The organism is Pseudomonas sp. Y24-6 (assembly GCF_020295325.1).
GTDB lineage: Bacteria > Pseudomonadota > Gammaproteobacteria > Pseudomonadales > Pseudomonadaceae > Aquipseudomonas > Aquipseudomonas gregormendelii.
In genome coordinates this window covers 170,826-187,152 of the sequence record NZ_JACBXG010000002.1, presented here as the reverse complement: position 1 = coordinate 187,152, position 16,327 = coordinate 170,826, and the positions used below count along the sequence as shown (strand labels likewise).

Sequence of the window (16,327 nt, the reverse complement as noted above, 5' to 3'; positions counted from 1 at the left end):
GCGATCTTTTGACTTTGCCTTGAAAATCAAAAGATCGCAGCCTTCGGCAGCTCCTACGCTTTGTATCCTTATAACCTCCTATATAGCTGATCGGTATTTATAGATTATTATAAATACCGGTAGGTTATATCTCATCAAGGCAATCATTTAAGAACTCTGCCATGGCACTTAAATTGCCTTAAAACATATGTGCCTTATTGTTACAGCGGTGCGTTCTATTAAGTAATTCTTCACTCGCGGGGAGCTGAACGCTAATCGCCATGAGCGCCATTGAATCTGCTTTTCTGAATCTGGCTTACCCTCCGCAGCTCGATCTGGGGCCGCAGCTCACTCACGAACAATTGCTCAGCTCGATGCAGTCCACCATGGCGCGCCACAAAGGTGGGCCGGTATGGCTGTTCGCTTACGGTTCCTTGATCTGGCGGCCCGAGTGCCCGGCTGTAGAGCGGGTACGCGGTCGGGTGCATGGCTATCATCGCGGTTTGTACCTGTGGTCGCACGAGCATCGCGGCACGCCTGAAGTGCCCGGGCTGGTATTCGGCCTGGATCGCGGCGGCTCCTGCAGCGGCTTCGCCTATCGCCTGCCGGAAGAACAGCTGGATGCCTCGCTGTATGCGCTCTGGCAGCGTGAAATGCCATTCCCTTCCTATCGCCCACACTGGCTCAACTGCCGTCTCGAAGACGGAAGTCAGGTCCAGGCATTGGGGTTCGTGTTGGAGCGACACTTGCCCAGCTACGCCGGCAACTTGCCGGACCACGTGCTGAGTCAGGTATTCGAAAATGCTTGCGGGCGCTACGGCACTACTCGCGATTACGTCGAGCAGACCGCCCACGCCTTGCGTAGCCACGCCATGCCAGACCGGAATCTGGAGGCGCGGCTCAAGCGCTGCAAGTCCTCAGTGGATCAGGCGACCGCTTCGCGGCTCTGACTGGCCACTTGCTTGTGCCACAGCGTGGGTGCCAGGAAGGCCATGGCCAGCAGGCACGCGCCGATCAATAGCACGAAGCCGCCGTCCCAGCCGAAGTGGTCCACCGTGTAGCCCATCGCCGCACTGGCCGCCACCGATCCACCCAGGTAGCCAAACAGGCCGGTAAAGCCCGCCGCCGTACCGGCTGCCTTCTTCGGCGCCAGTTCCAGTGCCTGCAGGCCGATCAGCATGACCGGTCCGTAGATCAGGAAGCCGATCGAAACCAGCGCGATCATGTCGACGGTCGGGTTTCCGGCCGGGTTCAGCCAATACACCAGAGTGGCCACGGTCACCAGTGCCATGAACACCATGCCGGTCAGGCCGCGGTTGCCGCGGAAGATCTTGTCCGACATCCAGCCGCACAACAGCGTGCCCGGGATACCAGCCCACTCGTAGAAGAAGTACGCCCACGAGGTTTTATCAACGGTGAAACCCTTGGCTTCCTTGAGGTAGGTCGGTGCCCAGTCCAGCACGCCGTAGCGCAGCAGGTAGACGAAGACGTTGGCCAGGGCGATGTACCAGAGCATTTTGTTGCGCAGCACGTACTTGACGAAGATTTCCTTGGCGCTGAATTCTTCTTCATGGCTGGCGTCGTAGCCTTCCGGATAATCGTTCTTGTACTTCTCGATGGGCGGCAGGCCGACCGATTGTGGCGTATCGCGCATGGTGGCAAAGGCAAATACCGCCACGGCCAAGGCTACGGCTGCAGGCACATAGAAGGCCGCATGCCAGTCATTGAACAGGCCCATGCCCAGCAGGAACAGCGGGCCGATCAAGCCGCCGCCGACGTTGTGCGCCACGTTCCACAGCGACACCACGCCGCCGCGTTCCTTTTGCGACCACCAGTGGACCATGGTCCGGCCACTCGGCGGCCAGCCCATGCCCTGGGCCCAGCCGTTGATGAACAGCAGGATGAACATAATGGTCACGCTGGACGTTGCCCATGGCGCGAAACCGAAAATGAACATGACCCCGGCCGACACCAGTAGCCCGAACGGCAGGAAGAAGCGCGGGTTCGAGCGGTCGGAGACGATGCCCATCAGGAATTTCGACAGGCCATAGGCAATGGCGATGGCAGACAGCGCCAGGCCCAGCTCGCCGCGGGTGTAACCCTCTTCGATCAGGTAGGGCATGGCCAATGAGAAGTTTTTGCGCAGCAGGTAGTATCCGGCGTAGCCGATAAAGATACCGGCAAAGATCTGCCAGCGATGGCGTCGGTAAGTACTGTCTATTTTGTCTTCAGGCAAAGGAGCCTGATGTGCGGCAGGACGAAAGAAAGCAAACATTCAAGAGCTCCAGATTCTTGTTTTGACTGCGGATGCGAATGTTACAGTTTCGTTACCGAAAATAGCACCGGTTGCCATCGACCAAACAGCGGAAATGTTCGAGATCGCATGTTCTTTTACGAACATGTCGCTCAGGCATAAATGAAGGACGTTGCAGGAAGGATTGCTTTGGCCGCGCTCACGCACTCGGGCGCACGCTTTAGCCAGGTTTCAGGGGAAATGTCCTGCGTGCGTACCGGAAGTCATTACGTTCTTTTTCGGTTTTTCGGCCTGTAAACGATGCAGGAAGCCGTTCGCGAATCGATTCATGGAGGAAGTCCGGCTGAGGAGTTGACCTGGACGGGGTGGGTCCAGGCCAGACCGCTCCAGAGCTTTAGCGAACTTGCACCACCACCTTGCCGACCGCCTTGCGCTGTCCAAGGTCATTGATTGCCTGTGCCGCATTGCTGAGCGGATACACCTGCGACACCAGAGGCTTCAATTTGCCTTCAGCGAACCAGCCAAACAGCTGCTGGAAGTTCGCCGCGTTGTCTTGCGGCTGGCGTTGGGCAAACGAGCCCCAGAACACCCCGACTACCGCTGCGCCCTTGAGCAACGCAAGGTTCACCGGCAGTTCCGGAATACGCCCACTGGCAAAACCCACTACCAGCAGGCGGCCGTTCCAGGCGATGGCGCGGATGGCCTGGTCGAACAGGTCGCCGCCGACCGGGTCGTAGATCACGTCGGCGCCCTGGCCATCGGTCAGGCGTTTGATCTCATCCTTGAGGCTGGTTTCGCTGTAGTTGATCAGCTCATCTGCGCCGGCCGCCTTGGCCACTGCAAGCTTTTCCGCGCTGCTGGCGGCGGCGATCACCCGTGCGCCCATGGCTTTGCCGATTTCCACGGCGGCCAGGCCGACCCCTCCGGAGGCGCCCAGTACCAGCAGGGTTTCACCCGGCTGCAGGTTGCCTCTTTGCTTGAGCGCGTGCATTGAAGTGCCGTAGGTCATGCTGAACGCTGCGGCGGTGTTGAAGTCCATCGACGACGGAATCGGCAACACGTTATAGCCTGGCACCGCCACCTGCTCGGCGAAACTGCCCCAGCCGGTCAAGGCCATGACGCGGTCACCGACCTTCAGATGGCTGACTTTTTCACCGACCGCACTCACTACGCCAGCCGCCTCGCCACCAGGGGAAAACGGGAAGGGCGGCTTGAACTGGTATTTGCCCTCGATGATCAGCGTGTCCGGGAAATTGACCCCGGCAGCGTGCACGTCCAGCAGGATTTCATTCTTTTTTGCGACAGGGCTGGCGACGTCTTCCAGCACCAGCGATTCGGCAGGGCCGAAGGCTTTGCACAGCACGGCTTTCATCAGGGCTATTCCTTTGGGAGTGATGGCCGATAAGTGTAGGTGTGTGAGTCAACGGGTCAACGAGCATGCCTCGCCCTGATAGTCAGCCATAAGCTTGTGCTGACACAGCGGGTCGTTATGCTAGGCCGCAAACCGGATAAGGAGCGAATTGTGAAAGCGTGGACCGTATTGATGCTGGCCCTGTGTCTGCCGGTGGCAGCGATGGCCGAAGAAGCCAAGGAAGAAGTAGCGCCGAAGGTCAACTACATCACCCTGACCCCGCCATTTGTGGGCAACTACGGCCTGGACGGCACTCCCAAGCTCAAGGTCTACAAGGCGGATGTCGCCTTGCGCGTCACTGGGGATGAGGCGACCAAGCTGGTGAAGGCCAACGAGCCGTTGATTCGCAATCAGCTGGTGGCGTTGTTCGCGCAGCAGACGACCGAGGCGATGAACAATGTGGAGGCCAAGGAGAAACTGCGTCAGGAAGCCTTGAAGCAGACCCAGCAAATCATGAATGACGAGACGGGCAAGCCGGTGGTTGAGGATCTGTTGTTCAACAACCTTATTATCCAGTAAGCCTTTCTTTGTCTGATTTAAACCTCAAAAGATGGCAGCCAGCGGCAGTTCCTGTCTGTGAGCGCGAACGCCTGAAGGCGCTGTCGCAGGCTGCGATCTTTGTGTATTAGCGCAAAGCAATCACCGCCGCCCATTGCTCAGGGGTAACCGGCATCACCGACAGCCGCGAGCCTTTGTGCACCAGCGGCATCTCGGCCAGCGCCGCCTGCTGTTTCAGGTAGTCCAGCTTCAACACCTTGGCAAACGTCTCCACATGGGCGACATCAATCGCGCTCCAGGCGTTTTTCTCGGCCGTGGCCTTCGGGTCGTAGTAATGGCTTTCAGGCTCCAGAGCCGTAGGGTCCGGGTATGCGGCTGCAATGATCTTGCCGATCCCGGCGATCCCCGGTTCCGGACAACTGGAGTGATAGAAGAAAAACTCGTCGCCTACCGTCATGGCCCGCAGGAAATTGCGCGCCTGATAGTTGCGAACCCCGTCCCAGCGCGCAGTGCCCAACTTTGCCAGGTCCTTGATGGACAGTTCGTCTGGCTCGGATTTCATCAGCCAATAGGCCATGGTTTTGCTCCTTGCGAAGTCAGTGGGCAAGTTGTCGGGCAATTTTATGACAAACCGACAGTCGGTTGACGCCAGCGTTTGCGTGTAGGGTCCCGTTGTCGCAAAATGCCGGCCTTCTTAGCTTGACGCTGCTGCACGGCCTACAACGGAAACCGCTGCTGTCATCGTGTTGATATGCCTTTGGGGGGCAATCGATGAAACGCAAACCGGATTTACTATGGATTTTGGTTATTTTGTTCGGCCTCGGCGTCGTGACCACCGGTTATGCCCAAAGTCTGTGGAGCAACAAGACTGACGCTCCTATGGAATTGACCCAGCAGCAACAGCCGTCGGCCTTCAAGCGCTGATCTGATTTCCGGACGCCGCACCTGTAGGAGCAAAGCTTGCTCGCGACGGCGGCGTCACATTGAACATCCAACTGCCTGAAAGATCGCTATCGTGAGCAAGCTTTGCTCCTACGGTGCGGTACCTGCGAAATACCAGCCCCTGTCCGTTACCGTTCCCTGCAGCGGCACATCCCAGCTCGCTTGAGCCAGTCGCTCGACTTTCTGACACTCATGAGCCAGCCCCAGCAGCGTCGGCTTGCGCCAGCTTTTGCGGCGTGCCAGATACGCCAGGCTCCTGTCATAAAAACCGCCACCCATGCCCAGGCGTCCGCCGACGGCGTCAAAACCGACCAATGGCAGCAGGACCAGGTCGAGCGTCCAGACTTTGCGCTGCGAAGCGAGGTTGGCTCGGGGCTCGAGGATGCGAAAGCGGTTGGGCTTGAGTTTTTCCCCGGGGCGAATTCGCTGGAACACCATGCGCGTGCGTGGCCAGGCGCTGAGCACTGGCAGGTACGTCACTTTGCCCCTTTGCTGAGCCGCACGCAGCAGCAGGCGCGGATCAATTTCACCGTCGGTGGGCAAGTAGAGCGAGATATGTTTTGCGCGGCGAAACAGCGGATGCTGGGCCAGTTGCCTATACAGCCCGCGAGCGGCCTGGCGTTGTTGACTGGGAGTCAGTGCGCGGCGAGCCTTGCGCAGCATGCGTCGAAGTTGCGGGCGGGGCAGCAGCGCAGGTTCGGTCATGAATTCGGGCTCGCGGGTCGGGTGACTAAATCGTACCCGTAAAAAAGCCGATGCCGGTAACGAAACCGGCATCGGACTGGAATCAGGCTCCCCGGATGAACCGCTGCTGACTTAGCCCTTGAACCCGAAAGTTCAAGGTGGAAGATGCAGTAGGCTTTAAGGCTTTCCGTCTAGCGGACATGCACACCAGCCCAACGTGCAACCTCCAGGGTAGTGCGAATCGGCTCAGGGACGTGGTCAACTGGCAAGCACCCCAGGGAGTGATGCGAGTATACCCCAAGCAGTCACACGAATCAGCCCTTGGTGACGTCCGGATCGGTAGCGAGCACCAGATCGACACGATCGAGCAGGTCGCGAACCTGCTCGCGGGTCGAGCCGCTGGCCTGTACATCCGGGCGTTCTTCCTTGTGCAGGAGGTCGTGCGTGATGTTCAGCGCGGCCATCACGGCAATGCGATCGGCACCGATGACTTTGCCGCTGCTGCGGATCTCGCGCATCTTGCCGTCCAGGTAACGGGCGGCGCTCACCAGGTTGCTGCGCTCTTCCTGGGGGCAGATGATCGAATATTCTTTATCGAGGATCTGCACGGTAACGCTATTGCTTGAACTCATGAGTCTTGCTCCAGGGCCTTGAGGCGCGAAATCATCGATTCGACCTTACGCCGAGCGATTTCATTTTTTTCAATGAGGTGCGCGCGTTCCTCGCGCCAGGTCTTTTCCTGAGCTAATAGGAGTCCGTTTTGGCTCTTTAGTTGCTCGACCCGGTTAATTAACAACTCGAGTCTGGCCATCAGCGCTTGCAGGTCGGTGTCTTCCATTGTCTTCACTGTCTGATGGGTGTCGGACTGCAGGAGCGAGCTTGGTCGGGGCGGCGATCCGACGATGAACCCGAGAACGCTGCGGGGGGTGTCACGTACACCGCGTTATCGTTTGCGACCATCGTCGGATCGCCGCCCGGAACAAGCTCGCTCCTGCAGAGGAGTCGATGTAGGATACAAGGCCTTCATTCTAGACATAGCGCCGTCTGGCGCCTAGCTGCCCATGCCCATTCAGAATTCCCCGTACCAAGCCTTCGCCACCCTGCTGACTTCCAGCGGGCATAACGTCTCGCCCGCTGAGCTCCACGGGCTGTTGCTCGGCCGTAGCTGCGCCGGTGCCGGCTTCAATGCCGACGAGTGGCTGATCGATGCCGCCGAGCTGCTGGAAAGCGAGCCTCAGGACAACGTCCGCAACGCCTTGATCGGCTTGCAGGAGATGGTCAAAGGCGAGCTCACCGGCGACGACGTTACCGTCGTTCTGCTGCTGCCGACCGATGACGAACCATTGGCTGACCGCGCCGCCGCGCTGGGCCAATGGTGCCAGGGTTTCCTCAGCGGTTTTGGCTTGAACTGCCGTGACAGCAGCATGCTGAGCACCGAAGCCACAGAAGTGTTACAGGATCTGGCAGCCATTTCCCAGGTGCAGGACGCCCTGGAAGAGTCCGACGACGGCGAAAGCGATTACATGGAAGTGATGGAGTACCTGCGAGTAGCACCGCTGCTGCTGTTCTCCGAAACCAGGAAGCCGGATGCGCCGGCTGCCGCCAAGCCGTCACTGCATTAATCGTCTGCCAGGGAAAGCCATCTGCCCATGATTCATATCCCGAAATCGGAATACAGCCGTCGCCGCAAGGCCCTGATGGCGCAGATGGAGCCCAACAGCATTGCCATCCTGCCCGCTGCAGCGGTGGCCATTCGCAATCGTGACGTGGAGCACGTCTACCGTCAGGACAGCGACTTCCAATACCTGAGCGGTTTTCCCGAGCCCCAGGCCGTGCTGGTGCTGATGCCTGGGCGGTCACATGGCGAGTACATTCTGTTCTGCCGTGAGCGCAATGCCGAACGCGAGTTGTGGGACGGCCTGCGTGCGGGTCAGGAAGGCGCGATCCGCGACTTTGGCGCCGACGATGCGTTTCCCATTACCGACATAGACGACATCCTCCCGGGCCTGATCGAAGGGCGCGACCGGGTGTATTCGGCCATGGGCAGCAATCCGGAATTCGATCGGCACCTGATGGACTGGATCAACGTGATCCGCTCCAAGGCCCACCTGGGCGCCCAGCCGCCGAACGAATACGTTGCCCTGGATCATCTGCTGCACGACATGCGCCTGTATAAATCGGCGGCAGAAGTGAAGGTGATGCGCGAGGCCGCACGGATTTCCGCCCAGGCGCATATTCGTGCGATGCAGGCCAGTCGGCCCGGTCTTTACGAATTCAGCCTGGAAGCCGAGCTGGACTACGAATTCCGCAAAGGCGGGGCGAAGATGCCGGCTTACGGCTCGATTGTCGCCGCGGGGCGCAACACCTGCATCCTGCACTACCAGCAGAACGACGCGCTGCTCAAGGATGGCGATCTGGTGCTGATAGACGCCGGTTGCGAGATCGACTGCTACGCCAGCGACATCACCCGCACCTGGCCGGTGAATGGCAAGTATTCGGCTGAACAGAAGGCGATATATGAACTGGTGCTGGCTTCCCAGGAAGCCGCGTTCGCCGAAATTGCGCCAAACAAACACTGGAACCAGGCGCACGAAGCTACGGTGCGGGTAATCACCTCGGGCCTGGTGGAGTTGGGTCTGCTGCAGGGCGATGTCGATGAGCTGATTGCCAGCGAAGCCTACAAGGCTTTCTACATGCACCGCGCCGGGCACTGGCTGGGCATGGATGTGCATGATGTCGGCGAGTACAAGGTTGGCGGCGAGTGGCGGGTGCTGGAAGTCGGCATGGCGCTGACGGTGGAACCGGGCATCTACATTGCCGCGGACAATCAGAAAGTTGCGAAAAAATGGCGCGGCATTGGCGTGCGCATCGAGGACGACGTGGTGGTGACCAAGACCGGTTGTGAAATCCTGACCAGAGGCGTACCGAAGACGGTCGCCGAGATCGAGGCCTTGATGGCTGCCGCACGGGCACAAGCGGCATGAGTCGGGCAAACCTGGCAATCATCGGGGGTGGCCTGGTCGGCGCCAGTCTGGCCCTGGCGTTGCAGGCTGGAGCCAAGGCCCGTGGCTGGAAGATCGTGCTGATCGAGCCGTTTGCGCCCGGCGACACCTACCAGCCAAGCTATGATGCGCGTTCCTCGGCGCTGTCCTACGGCGCCCGACAGATTTATCAACGGCTGGGCGTGTGGCAGGAGATTACCCGCCGCGCCGAGCCGATCAAGCAGATCCACGTCTCTGACCGCGGCCGCTTCTCTACCGCGCGCCTGTCGGCGATGGAGGAGGGCGTGCCGGCGCTGGGTTATGTGGTGGAGAACGCCTGGCTTGGACAGTGCCTGTGGCAAGCGCTGGACAAGGACGTCATCACATGGCGCTGTCCGGCGGAAGTCACCGCCATGGAGCCGCTAACCGATGGTTATCGCCTGACCCTCAACGATGAAACCACCCTGGAATGCGACCTCGCCGTGCTGGCTGATGGTGGTCGCTCCGGGCTGCGCGAGCAATTGGGCGTGGGCATCCGCAAGCGTCCGTACAACCAGAGCGCGCTGATTGCCAACATCACCCCGAGTGAATCCCATAACGGCGTGGCGTTCGAGCGTTTTACCGACGACGGCCCGATGGCATTGCTGCCATTGCCGGACAACCGCTGCGCACTGGTCTGGACGCGCCAGGGGATGGACGCGCAGCGCCTGGCGGCGCTGGACGAGCGTGCATTCCTCAGTGAGCTGCAGGGTGTTTTCGGTTATCGCCTTGGCACCCTCAAGCAGGTCGGTGCGCGACATCTGTACCCTTTGACGCTGATTGAGGCCGAGGAGCAGGTGCGTCCGCACCTGGCAATTCTCGGCAATGCGGCACATAGCCTGCACCCGATTGCCGGCCAGGGTTTCAACCTGTCGCTGCGTGATGCCCAGGCCCTGGCCGATGCGCTGCTGGCGAGCGCAAAAGCCCCCGGCGATTTCGCCACCCTGCAGGCTTACCGCGAGCGTCAGCGCCTGGATCAAAACTTGACGGTCGGCTTCTCGGACCAGGTCACTCGCTTGTTCGGCAGCACCCAGCCACTGGTTTCCCTGGGTCGCAATCTCGGCCTGCTGGGCCTGGACCTGCTGCCGCCGGCCAAGCGCTGGTTCGCCCGGCAGGCCATGGGACTGGGTACCCGTCCCGATGCTTGACTGGTTGAGCAAAAATTTTGGCAAGGCACGGCTGATGCGCTGGGCGATGACCCTGTACCCGCCGTACCTCGGTGCCGGCGTCCGTGTGCAGCACATCAGCGATGACTTTCGTGACGTGCGGGTGCGCATGGGGCTGGGCTGGTACAACCGCAATTATGTCGGGACCCAGTTCGGCGGCAGCCTGTATTCGATGGTCGATCCGTTTTTCATGTTGATGCTGATGGAGAACCTCGGTCACCGGTACATCGTCTGGGACAAGGCCGCCGATATCGATTTCATTGCGCCCGGCAAGGGCCCGGTATTCGCCCGGTTCACCATTGACGATACCTTGCTCGATGAGATCCGCCGGCAAACGGCCGATGGCAAAAAATACCTGCCGCAGTTGCAGGTCGATATTCATGACGGCGCCGGCCAGTTGGTGGCGCGGGTCGGCAAAACCCTTTACGTGCGGCTCAAGCCGCAAGCGAGACAGGCATAAGCATGGAAATGCGCGCAGATCTGCTGATTGTCGGGGCCGGAATGGTCGGCAGTACCCTGGCGCTGGCGTTACAGGGCAGCGGGCTGGAAGTGCTGCTGCTGGACGGCAGCCCCATGAGCGTCAAACCCTTCGACAACCAGGCGCCGTTCGAGCCGCGGGTGAGTGCCCTGTCGGCCGCCAGCCAGCGGATTCTGGAGCGTCTGGGTGTTTGGGATGGCATCGCCAGCCGGCGCACCAGCCCCTACACCGACATGCACGTATGGGACGGCAGTGGCACCGGGCAGATTCACTTCTCGGCGGCCAGTGTTCACGCCGAAGTGCTTGGGCACATTGTCGAAAACCGCGTGGTTCAGGATGCCTTGCTCGATCGCCTGCACGACTGTGACCTTGGCCTGCTGGCCAATGCACGCCTGGAGCAGATGCGTCGTTCCGGGGATGACTGGTTGCTGACCCTGGCCGACGGTCGCACGTTGCGCGCACCGCTGGTGATCGCTGCCGATGGCGCCAATTCGGCGGTACGGCGCCTGACCGGCATGGCCACGCGCGAGTGGAATTACCTGCACCACGCGATCGTCACCAGCGTGCGCAGTTCCCAATCACATCAGATGACCGCCTGGCAACGCTTCACCGACCATGGGCCCCTGGCCTTCCTGCCGTTGGAACGCGACGGTCAGCAGGATTGGTGCTCGATTGTGTGGTCGACCACCCCCGGCGAAGCCGAGCGGCTGATGGGGCTGGACGAACAAGGTTTCTGTCGCGAACTGGAGCGGGCCTTCGAAGGTCGACTCGGCACCGTGCTGGGTGCCGATCCACGCGTATGCGTGCCATTGCGCCAGCGCCATGCCAAGCGCTATGTCGCTGAAGGCCTGGCATTGATTGGCGATGCAGCCCACACCATTCACCCGCTGGCTGGCCAGGGCGTGAACCTGGGGTTCCTCGATGCAGCGGTACTGGCGGAGGTCCTGCTGCAAGCGCTCGAGCGCGGCGAGCGCCTGGCGGACCCGAAGGTTCTGAGCCGCTACGAGCGTCGGCGCATGCCCCACAACTTGGCGCTGATGGCGGCGATGGAAGGCTTTGAACGTTTGTTCCAGGCCGATCCGTTGCCGGTGCGCTGGTTGCGCAATGCCGGTTTGAAGCTGGTGGACCAGATGCCCGAGGCGAAGGCGCTGTTCGTGCGCGAGGCGCTGGGGTTGACCGGGGATTTGCCGGCGCTGGCCAGGATCTGACCCTTTGTTGGGGCGAAGGGCAAGATCTTGCAGGAACTGCCGAAGGCTGCGACTTTTGATCTTGAATGTGTTTGGTTCGCGGAAAAGCAAAAATCAAAAGTCTCAGCCTTCGGCAGCTCCTACGACAGATCGCAGCCATGCAACATCTGGTAACTCCTCCACCCACTCATCGATTGAGAAGGCAAATGTGAGTCCTTATCATTTCGCCTCACACTTCAATCGAGAGAACCCTCCCATGTTGGCACCGAAGCGTCTACTGACCGCACTCGCCCTGACCCTGATCGGCAGCACCATCGCCCAGGCTGCCGATGAGGTAGTGGTTTACTCGTCGCGTATCGACGAGCTGATCAAGCCGGTTTTTGATGCCTACACCGCAAAAACCGGGGTGCAGGTCAAATTCATCACCGACAAGGAAGCGCCGCTGATGCAGCGGATCAAGGCCGAAGGCGAGAATGCCACGGCCGACCTGCTGCTCACCGTCGATGCCGGCAACCTCTGGCAAGCGGAGCAGATGGGCATCCTGCAACCGTTCACCTCCAAAGTGATCGACGCCAACATCCCCTTGCAGTACCGCTCGTCGGCCCACGCCTGGACCGGCCTGAGCCTGCGAGCGCGGACCATTGCCTATTCGACGACGCGAGTGAAACCCGGCGAGTTGACCACCTATGAAGGCCTGGCCGACAAGAACTGGGAAGGGCGCCTGTGCCTTCGCACGGCGAAAAAGGTCTACAACCAGTCCCTGACCGCGACCATGATCGAAGTCCATGGCGCCGACAAAACCGAGCAGATCCTCAAGGGCTGGGTGAACAACCTGTCCACCGACGTTTTCTCCGATGACATCGCCGTGCTGGAAGCGATCAACGCCGGCCAATGCGATGTGGGCATCGTCAACACCTACTACTACGGCCGCCTGCACAAGCAGAAGCCGGACCTGGCGGTAAAGCTGTTCTGGCCTAACCAGGGGGATCGCGGGGTGCACGTCAACCTGTCGGGTATCGGCCTGACCAAGCATGCGCCACACCCGGAGGCGGCCAAGGCGCTGGTGGAATGGATGACGACCCCTGAAGCGCAAAAAATCTTCGCTGACGTGAACCAGGAATTCCCGGCCAACCCGGCTGTGCCGCCGTCCGCTGAAGTGGCGAGCTGGGGCAAGTTTGTCGCCGACACCTTGCCGGTGGAAATTGCCGGCAAGCGTCAGGCGGAAGCGATCCGGATGATGGATCGGGCTGGCTGGAACTGAGTCGGGTTCTTTAAAGATCAAAAGATCGCAGCCTCCGGCAGCGCTTACAGGGTGTACATAATCCCAATGTAGGCGCTGCGGGAGGCTGCGATCTTTTTGCGTTTTCCCTACACTGCACGATTTTCCCGCGAGAGCGCTTCCTTGGCCCACCCCGCCCAACGCCGCTGGTATCCCCTGGTCTTCGCCATCGCTGCGCTGGTCCTGCTGCCCCTCAGTGTCTTGCTGTTGTCATGGAAGAGCATCGATTATCAGATCTGGTCCCACCTCTGGGACACCCAGATGCCGCGGCTGCTGGGCAATACGCTGACCCTGGTGGTCGGCGTCGGGGTCGGCGTTACGTTGCTGGGCGTCAGCCTGGCCTGGCTCACCAGCCTCTGCGAATTTCCCGGGCGTCGTTGGCTGGATTGGGCGCTGATGCTGCCGTTCGCGATCCCTGCGTACGTGCTGGCCTTTGTCTTCGTCGGGTTGCTGGATTTCGCCGGTCCCGTGCAAACCTTGCTGCGTGAATGGTTCGGCACCGGGCTGCGGCTGCCGCGAGTGCGCTCGACCGGTGGCGTTATCCTGGTTCTGGTGCTGGTGTTCTATCCCTACGTTTACCTGTTGGCGCGCACTGCGTTTCTGGCCCAGGGCAAAGGCTTGATGGAAGCTGCGCGCGTCCTTGGCCAGTCCCCGTGGCAGGCGTTCTGGCGAGTGGCACTGCCCATGGCTCGCCCGGCGATCGGCGCCGGCGTGGCGTTGGCCCTGATGGAGACCCTGGCGGATTTCGGGGCCGTGTCGGTGTTCAACTTCGATACGTTCACGACAGCTATCTACAAGACCTGGTATGGATTCTTCAGCCTGTCCACGGCGGCTCAGTTGGCCAGCCTGTTGCTGCTGGTAGTGATGGTGGTGCTGTACGGCGAGCGACGGGCCCGTGGCGCCAACCGGGCAAGCAACGAGCGGCCGCGGGTCAAGGCGCTGTATCACCTGCGCGGATTCAAGGCGGTCGCCGCCATGAGTTGGTGCGGGCTGGTGTTCGCCTGTGCATTCGTCATCCCCATGCTGCAACTGGTCGTGTGGTTCTGGCAGCGGGGGCGCCTGGACCTCGATGAGCGCTACGCCGGGCTGATCGTTCATACCCTGTATCTGGGCGCCATGGCTGCGTTGATTACCGTCAGCGTCGCGCTGGTGCTGGCATTCGCCCGCCGCCTGGCGCCGACCCGGGCAATTCGTTCCGGCGTAAGCCTGGCCAATCTGGGATACGCCTTGCCCGGGTCGGTTCTGGCGGTTTCGATCATGCTGGCATTCAGTTATCTGGATCGCGAACTGGTGATTCCGCTGTCCGGTTGGCTGGGCGGGGCGGGCAAGCCGCTGCTGCTGGGCAGCCTGTGCGCGTTGCTGCTGGCCTACCTGGTGCGATTCATAGCCGTGGCCTACGGCCCCCTGGAAAGCAGCCTGGCGCGTATACGGCCATCATTGCCCGAAGCGGCACGTAGCCTCGGCGTCAGTGGCCCGCGACTGTTTTTCAAGGTGTATCTGCCGTTATTGCTCCCGGGGACCTTGAGCGCTGCCTTGCTGGTATTCGTCGACGTGCTCAAGGAAATGCCCGCGACCCTGCTGATGCGCCCGTTTGGCTGGGACACGCTGGCGGTGCGGATCTTTGAAATGACCAGCGAGGGCGAGTGGGCGAGGGCGTCTTTGCCGGCGCTGACGCTGGTTATGGTGGGACTGTTACCGGTCATCGGATTGATCAGACGCTCGGCGCATCGAAACGCCTAGGTGCCAGTCCTACACCTTGCAGCTACAATGCGCGGCATTCGGTGCGGCATGTACTACAGCTCTGGTCGCTGAAATCGGCTCAAAGCCCTCTAATTCAAGGCTTTCAGCCCATGCAGAACTTGCCCGCACCTTCGCCACGCCCGGAAGGAGAAACCCATGGGACAGCGTACGCCTCTGTATGACCTTCATCTCGCCCTCGGCGCGAAGATGGTCGATTTTGGCGGTTGGGATATGCCCCTGCATTACGGCTCGCAGGTCGAGGAACACCACCAGGTGCGCCGCGATTGCGGGGTTTTCGATGTATCCCACATGACCGTGATCGATATCAGCGGCCCCCAGGCCAAGGCCTGGCTCCAGTATTTGCTGGCCAATGATGTCGAGCGACTGCACAGCCCCGGCCGTGCCTTGTACAGCACCATGCTCAACGAGCGGGGCGGCATCGTCGATGACATGTTGGTCTATCGACTCGAGGACGGTTATCGGTTGGTGGTCAACGCTTCCACTCGCGACCAGGACCTGGCCTGGATGCAGGCGCATCTCGACGGGTTCGATGTGCAACTGGTTGAGCGCTCGGAACTGGCCATGCTGGCCATCCAGGGCCCCCAGGCTCGACACAAGATATGCGAACTCGTCTCCCAGTCCCGTGGCAACCTGATCCAGCTGCTCAAACCGTTTGAAGGTCGCAGCGATGGTGACTGGTTCATCGCCCGCACCGGCTATACCGGTGAAGACGGGCTGGAAATTGTCCTGCCCGCCAGTCAGGCGCCGGGCTTCTTCAACGACCTGGTTGGCGCAGGCATTTCGCCGATCGGCCTGGGTGCACGCGACACGTTGCGGGTTGAAGCCGGCATGAACCTTTACGGCCAGGACATCGATCAAGAGGTTTCGCCCCTGGTTTCAAACATGGCCTGGAGCATTGCCTGGGAACCGGCCAGTCGCCAGTTCGTCGGCCGCGCGGCCCTGGAAGCCGAGCGGGCCGGAGGCATTCAACACAAACTGGTCGGCCTGGTGCTGGAAGAGCGTGGGGTACTTCGCGCTCATCAGGTCGTTCGCATAGCCGATGTTGGCGAAGGAGAGATCACCAGTGGTAGTTTCTCTCCTACGCTTAGCAAGTCGATTGCACTGGCGCGCGTGCCGATGGCCACTGCCGACCGCGCCGAAGTGGAAATCCGTGGCAAGTGGTACCCGGTTCGAGTGGTCAAACCGACCTTCGTACGCCATGGCAAAACCTTGATCTAACTTTTTTGGCGGGCAATGACCGCTGATATTTATTCCCGAGGACACAGAAATGAGCAATATCCCTGCCGACCTGCGTTTTGCCGAAAGTCACGAATGGGCCCGTCTTGAAGCCGATGGCACCGTTACCGTGGGCATCAGCGACCACGCTCAGGAAGCCCTGGGTGACGTAGTGTTCGTCGAGCTGACTGAAGTCGGTAAAGTCTTCGCCGCTGAAGATCAGGCGGGCGTAGTCGAGTCGGTGAAGGCCGCTTCGGACATCTATTCCCCGATTGCCGGTGAAGTGGTTGCAGTCAACGAAGAGTTGGGCGGTTCGCCCGAGTTGCTCAACACCGACCCGTACGGCGCTTGGATCTTCAAGCTCAAGCCAAGCAACGTGGCTGACCTGGACAAGCTGCTCGATGCCGGCGCCTACAAAGCCGCTATCGGCGAGTAAGCGTTCAGCGCCACCCC

18 protein-coding genes and 1 other RNA gene are annotated in these 16,327 nt (G+C 60.6%); 12 read left to right on the top strand and 7 right to left on the bottom strand.

Going from position 1 to position 16,327, the window contains the following annotated elements:
* Positions 1 to 260 precede the first annotated feature (260 nt).
* Entirely contained in the window at positions 261 to 929 is a 669-nt protein-coding gene (locus tag HYI44_RS04565) for a gamma-glutamylcyclotransferase (RefSeq protein ID WP_122841049.1), read from the top strand.
* Here HYI44_RS04565 and glpT read toward each other — a convergent pair.
* Both glpT and HYI44_RS04555 read right to left on the bottom strand, forming a co-directional pair.
* Positions 905 to 2,254, bottom strand: coding sequence for a glycerol-3-phosphate transporter (gene glpT, locus HYI44_RS04560; protein ID WP_122841050.1), 1,350 nt, complete (start codon positions 2,252 to 2,254; stop codon positions 905 to 907). The two genes, HYI44_RS04565 and glpT, sit on opposite strands and share 25 nt — an antisense overlap.
* A gap of 373 nt (positions 2,255 to 2,627) precedes the next feature.
* Positions 2,628 to 3,605 (bottom strand): NADPH:quinone oxidoreductase family protein, encoded by a 978-nt coding sequence (locus HYI44_RS04555; protein WP_122841051.1) that lies wholly within the window; start codon positions 3,603 to 3,605, stop codon positions 2,628 to 2,630.
* A 150-nt stretch (positions 3,606 to 3,755) separates the two neighbouring features.
* Between HYI44_RS04555 and HYI44_RS04550 the strand changes: the two genes are divergently transcribed.
* Complete coding sequence (locus HYI44_RS04550; protein WP_045059652.1) at positions 3,756 to 4,163, top strand: flagellar basal body-associated protein FliL; 408 nt, start codon at positions 3,756 to 3,758, stop codon at positions 4,161 to 4,163.
* Between the two features lie 106 nt (positions 4,164 to 4,269).
* Here the strand turns inward: HYI44_RS04550 and HYI44_RS04545 are convergent, their stop codons facing one another.
* Complete coding sequence (locus HYI44_RS04545; RefSeq protein ID WP_122841053.1) at positions 4,270 to 4,719, bottom strand: EVE domain-containing protein; 450 nt, start codon at positions 4,717 to 4,719, stop codon at positions 4,270 to 4,272.
* A 194-nt stretch (positions 4,720 to 4,913) separates the two neighbouring features.
* Here HYI44_RS04545 and HYI44_RS04540 point away from each other — a divergent pair, with 194 nt between their 5' ends.
* Positions 4,914 to 5,066 (top strand): hypothetical protein, encoded by a 153-nt coding sequence (locus HYI44_RS04540; protein WP_122841054.1) that lies wholly within the window; start codon positions 4,914 to 4,916, stop codon positions 5,064 to 5,066.
* A gap of 108 nt (positions 5,067 to 5,174) precedes the next feature.
* Here the strand turns inward: HYI44_RS04540 and HYI44_RS04535 are convergent, their stop codons facing one another.
* From HYI44_RS04535 to HYI44_RS04520, 4 genes are all read right to left on the bottom strand, one after another.
* Complete coding sequence (locus tag HYI44_RS04535; RefSeq protein WP_225568872.1) at positions 5,175 to 5,789, bottom strand: 5-formyltetrahydrofolate cyclo-ligase; 615 nt, start codon at positions 5,787 to 5,789, stop codon at positions 5,175 to 5,177.
* A gap of 84 nt (positions 5,790 to 5,873) precedes the next feature.
* Positions 5,874 to 6,052, bottom strand: a non-coding RNA gene (gene ssrS / locus HYI44_RS04530) — 6S RNA.
* Between the two features lie 30 nt (positions 6,053 to 6,082).
* A complete protein-coding gene (locus HYI44_RS04525) occupies positions 6,083 to 6,400 on the bottom strand; it encodes a cell division protein ZapA (protein WP_007942435.1) in 318 nt (105 codons plus the stop codon).
* Entirely contained in the window at positions 6,397 to 6,606 is a 210-nt protein-coding gene (locus HYI44_RS04520; RefSeq protein WP_003213954.1) for a TIGR02449 family protein, read from the bottom strand. Before HYI44_RS04520 ends, HYI44_RS04525 begins: the two co-directional genes overlap by 4 nt.
* A gap of 223 nt (positions 6,607 to 6,829) precedes the next feature.
* Between HYI44_RS04520 and HYI44_RS04515 the strand changes: the two genes are divergently transcribed.
* The 9 genes from HYI44_RS04515 to gcvH all read left to right on the top strand — a co-directional run bounded on the left by HYI44_RS04515 (position 6,830) and on the right by gcvH (position 16,310).
* Entirely contained in the window at positions 6,830 to 7,390 is a 561-nt protein-coding gene (locus HYI44_RS04515) for a YecA family protein (protein WP_045059649.1), read from the top strand.
* A 27-nt stretch (positions 7,391 to 7,417) separates the two neighbouring features.
* Positions 7,418 to 8,752 carry a Xaa-Pro aminopeptidase gene (gene pepP / locus HYI44_RS04510; protein WP_045059648.1) on the top strand — a complete coding sequence of 445 codons (1,335 nt, stop codon included), beginning with the start codon at positions 7,418 to 7,420 and terminating at the stop codon, positions 8,750 to 8,752.
* Complete coding sequence (gene ubiH, locus HYI44_RS04505) at positions 8,749 to 9,936, top strand: 2-octaprenyl-6-methoxyphenyl hydroxylase (RefSeq protein WP_045059647.1); 1,188 nt, start codon at positions 8,749 to 8,751, stop codon at positions 9,934 to 9,936. Before pepP ends, ubiH begins: the two co-directional genes overlap by 4 nt.
* On the top strand, positions 9,929 to 10,414 hold the full coding sequence (locus tag HYI44_RS04500) for a DUF4442 domain-containing protein (protein WP_122841057.1): 486 nt from the start codon (positions 9,929 to 9,931) through the stop codon (positions 10,412 to 10,414). Before ubiH ends, HYI44_RS04500 begins: the two co-directional genes overlap by 8 nt.
* 8 nt (positions 10,415 to 10,422) lie before the next feature.
* Positions 10,423 to 11,640, top strand: a complete 1,218-nt coding sequence (locus HYI44_RS04495; RefSeq protein ID WP_225568987.1) for a 2-octaprenyl-3-methyl-6-methoxy-1,4-benzoquinol hydroxylase — start codon at positions 10,423 to 10,425, stop codon at positions 11,638 to 11,640.
* 235 nt (positions 11,641 to 11,875) lie between these two features.
* The gene (locus HYI44_RS04490) at positions 11,876 to 12,880 is read left to right on the top strand and encodes an extracellular solute-binding protein (protein ID WP_045059644.1); all 1,005 of its coding nucleotides are present in this window, start codon (positions 11,876 to 11,878) and stop codon (positions 12,878 to 12,880) included.
* 141 nt (positions 12,881 to 13,021) lie between these two features.
* Complete coding sequence (locus HYI44_RS04485) at positions 13,022 to 14,638, top strand: ABC transporter permease (protein ID WP_225568871.1); 1,617 nt, start codon at positions 13,022 to 13,024, stop codon at positions 14,636 to 14,638.
* 156 nt (positions 14,639 to 14,794) lie between these two features.
* Positions 14,795 to 15,877, top strand: a complete 1,083-nt coding sequence (gene gcvT / locus HYI44_RS04480; protein ID WP_122841060.1) for a glycine cleavage system aminomethyltransferase GcvT — start codon at positions 14,795 to 14,797, stop codon at positions 15,875 to 15,877.
* A 49-nt stretch (positions 15,878 to 15,926) separates the two neighbouring features.
* Positions 15,927 to 16,310, top strand: a complete 384-nt coding sequence (gene gcvH, locus HYI44_RS04475; protein ID WP_122841061.1) for a glycine cleavage system protein GcvH — start codon at positions 15,927 to 15,929, stop codon at positions 16,308 to 16,310.
* The last annotated feature ends 17 nt before the right edge of the window (positions 16,311 to 16,327 follow it).

Bases quoted from the DNA above. Each gene is read 5' to 3' on its own strand.
- gcvT (WP_122841060.1), top strand. From the start codon at position 14,795: ATGGGACAGCGTACGCCTCTGTATGACCTTCATCTCGCCCTCGGCGCG.
- HYI44_RS04515 (WP_045059649.1), top strand. From the start codon at position 6,830: ATGCCCATTCAGAATTCCCCGTACCAAGCCTTCGCCACCCTGCTGACT.
- HYI44_RS04520 (WP_003213954.1), bottom strand. From the start codon at position 6,606: ATGGAAGACACCGACCTGCAAGCGCTGATGGCCAGACTCGAGTTGTTA.
- HYI44_RS04540 (WP_122841054.1), top strand. From the start codon at position 4,914: ATGAAACGCAAACCGGATTTACTATGGATTTTGGTTATTTTGTTCGGC.
- HYI44_RS04500 (WP_122841057.1), top strand. From the start codon at position 9,929: ATGCTTGACTGGTTGAGCAAAAATTTTGGCAAGGCACGGCTGATGCGC.
- ubiH (WP_045059647.1), top strand. From the start codon at position 8,749: ATGAGTCGGGCAAACCTGGCAATCATCGGGGGTGGCCTGGTCGGCGCC.
- HYI44_RS04525 (WP_007942435.1), bottom strand. From the start codon at position 6,400: ATGAGTTCAAGCAATAGCGTTACCGTGCAGATCCTCGATAAAGAATAT.
- HYI44_RS04535 (WP_225568872.1), bottom strand. From the start codon at position 5,789: ATGACCGAACCTGCGCTGCTGCCCCGCCCGCAACTTCGACGCATGCTG.
- glpT (WP_122841050.1), bottom strand. From the start codon at position 2,254: ATGTTTGCTTTCTTTCGTCCTGCCGCACATCAGGCTCCTTTGCCTGAA.
- HYI44_RS04565 (WP_122841049.1), top strand. From the start codon at position 261: ATGAGCGCCATTGAATCTGCTTTTCTGAATCTGGCTTACCCTCCGCAG.
- gcvH (WP_122841061.1), top strand. From the start codon at position 15,927: ATGAGCAATATCCCTGCCGACCTGCGTTTTGCCGAAAGTCACGAATGG.
- HYI44_RS04490 (WP_045059644.1), top strand. From the start codon at position 11,876: ATGTTGGCACCGAAGCGTCTACTGACCGCACTCGCCCTGACCCTGATC.
- HYI44_RS04495 (WP_225568987.1), top strand. From the start codon at position 10,423: ATGCGCGCAGATCTGCTGATTGTCGGGGCCGGAATGGTCGGCAGTACC.
- HYI44_RS04545 (WP_122841053.1), bottom strand. From the start codon at position 4,719: ATGGCCTATTGGCTGATGAAATCCGAGCCAGACGAACTGTCCATCAAG.
- HYI44_RS04555 (WP_122841051.1), bottom strand. From the start codon at position 3,605: ATGAAAGCCGTGCTGTGCAAAGCCTTCGGCCCTGCCGAATCGCTGGTG.
- pepP (WP_045059648.1), top strand. From the start codon at position 7,418: ATGATTCATATCCCGAAATCGGAATACAGCCGTCGCCGCAAGGCCCTG.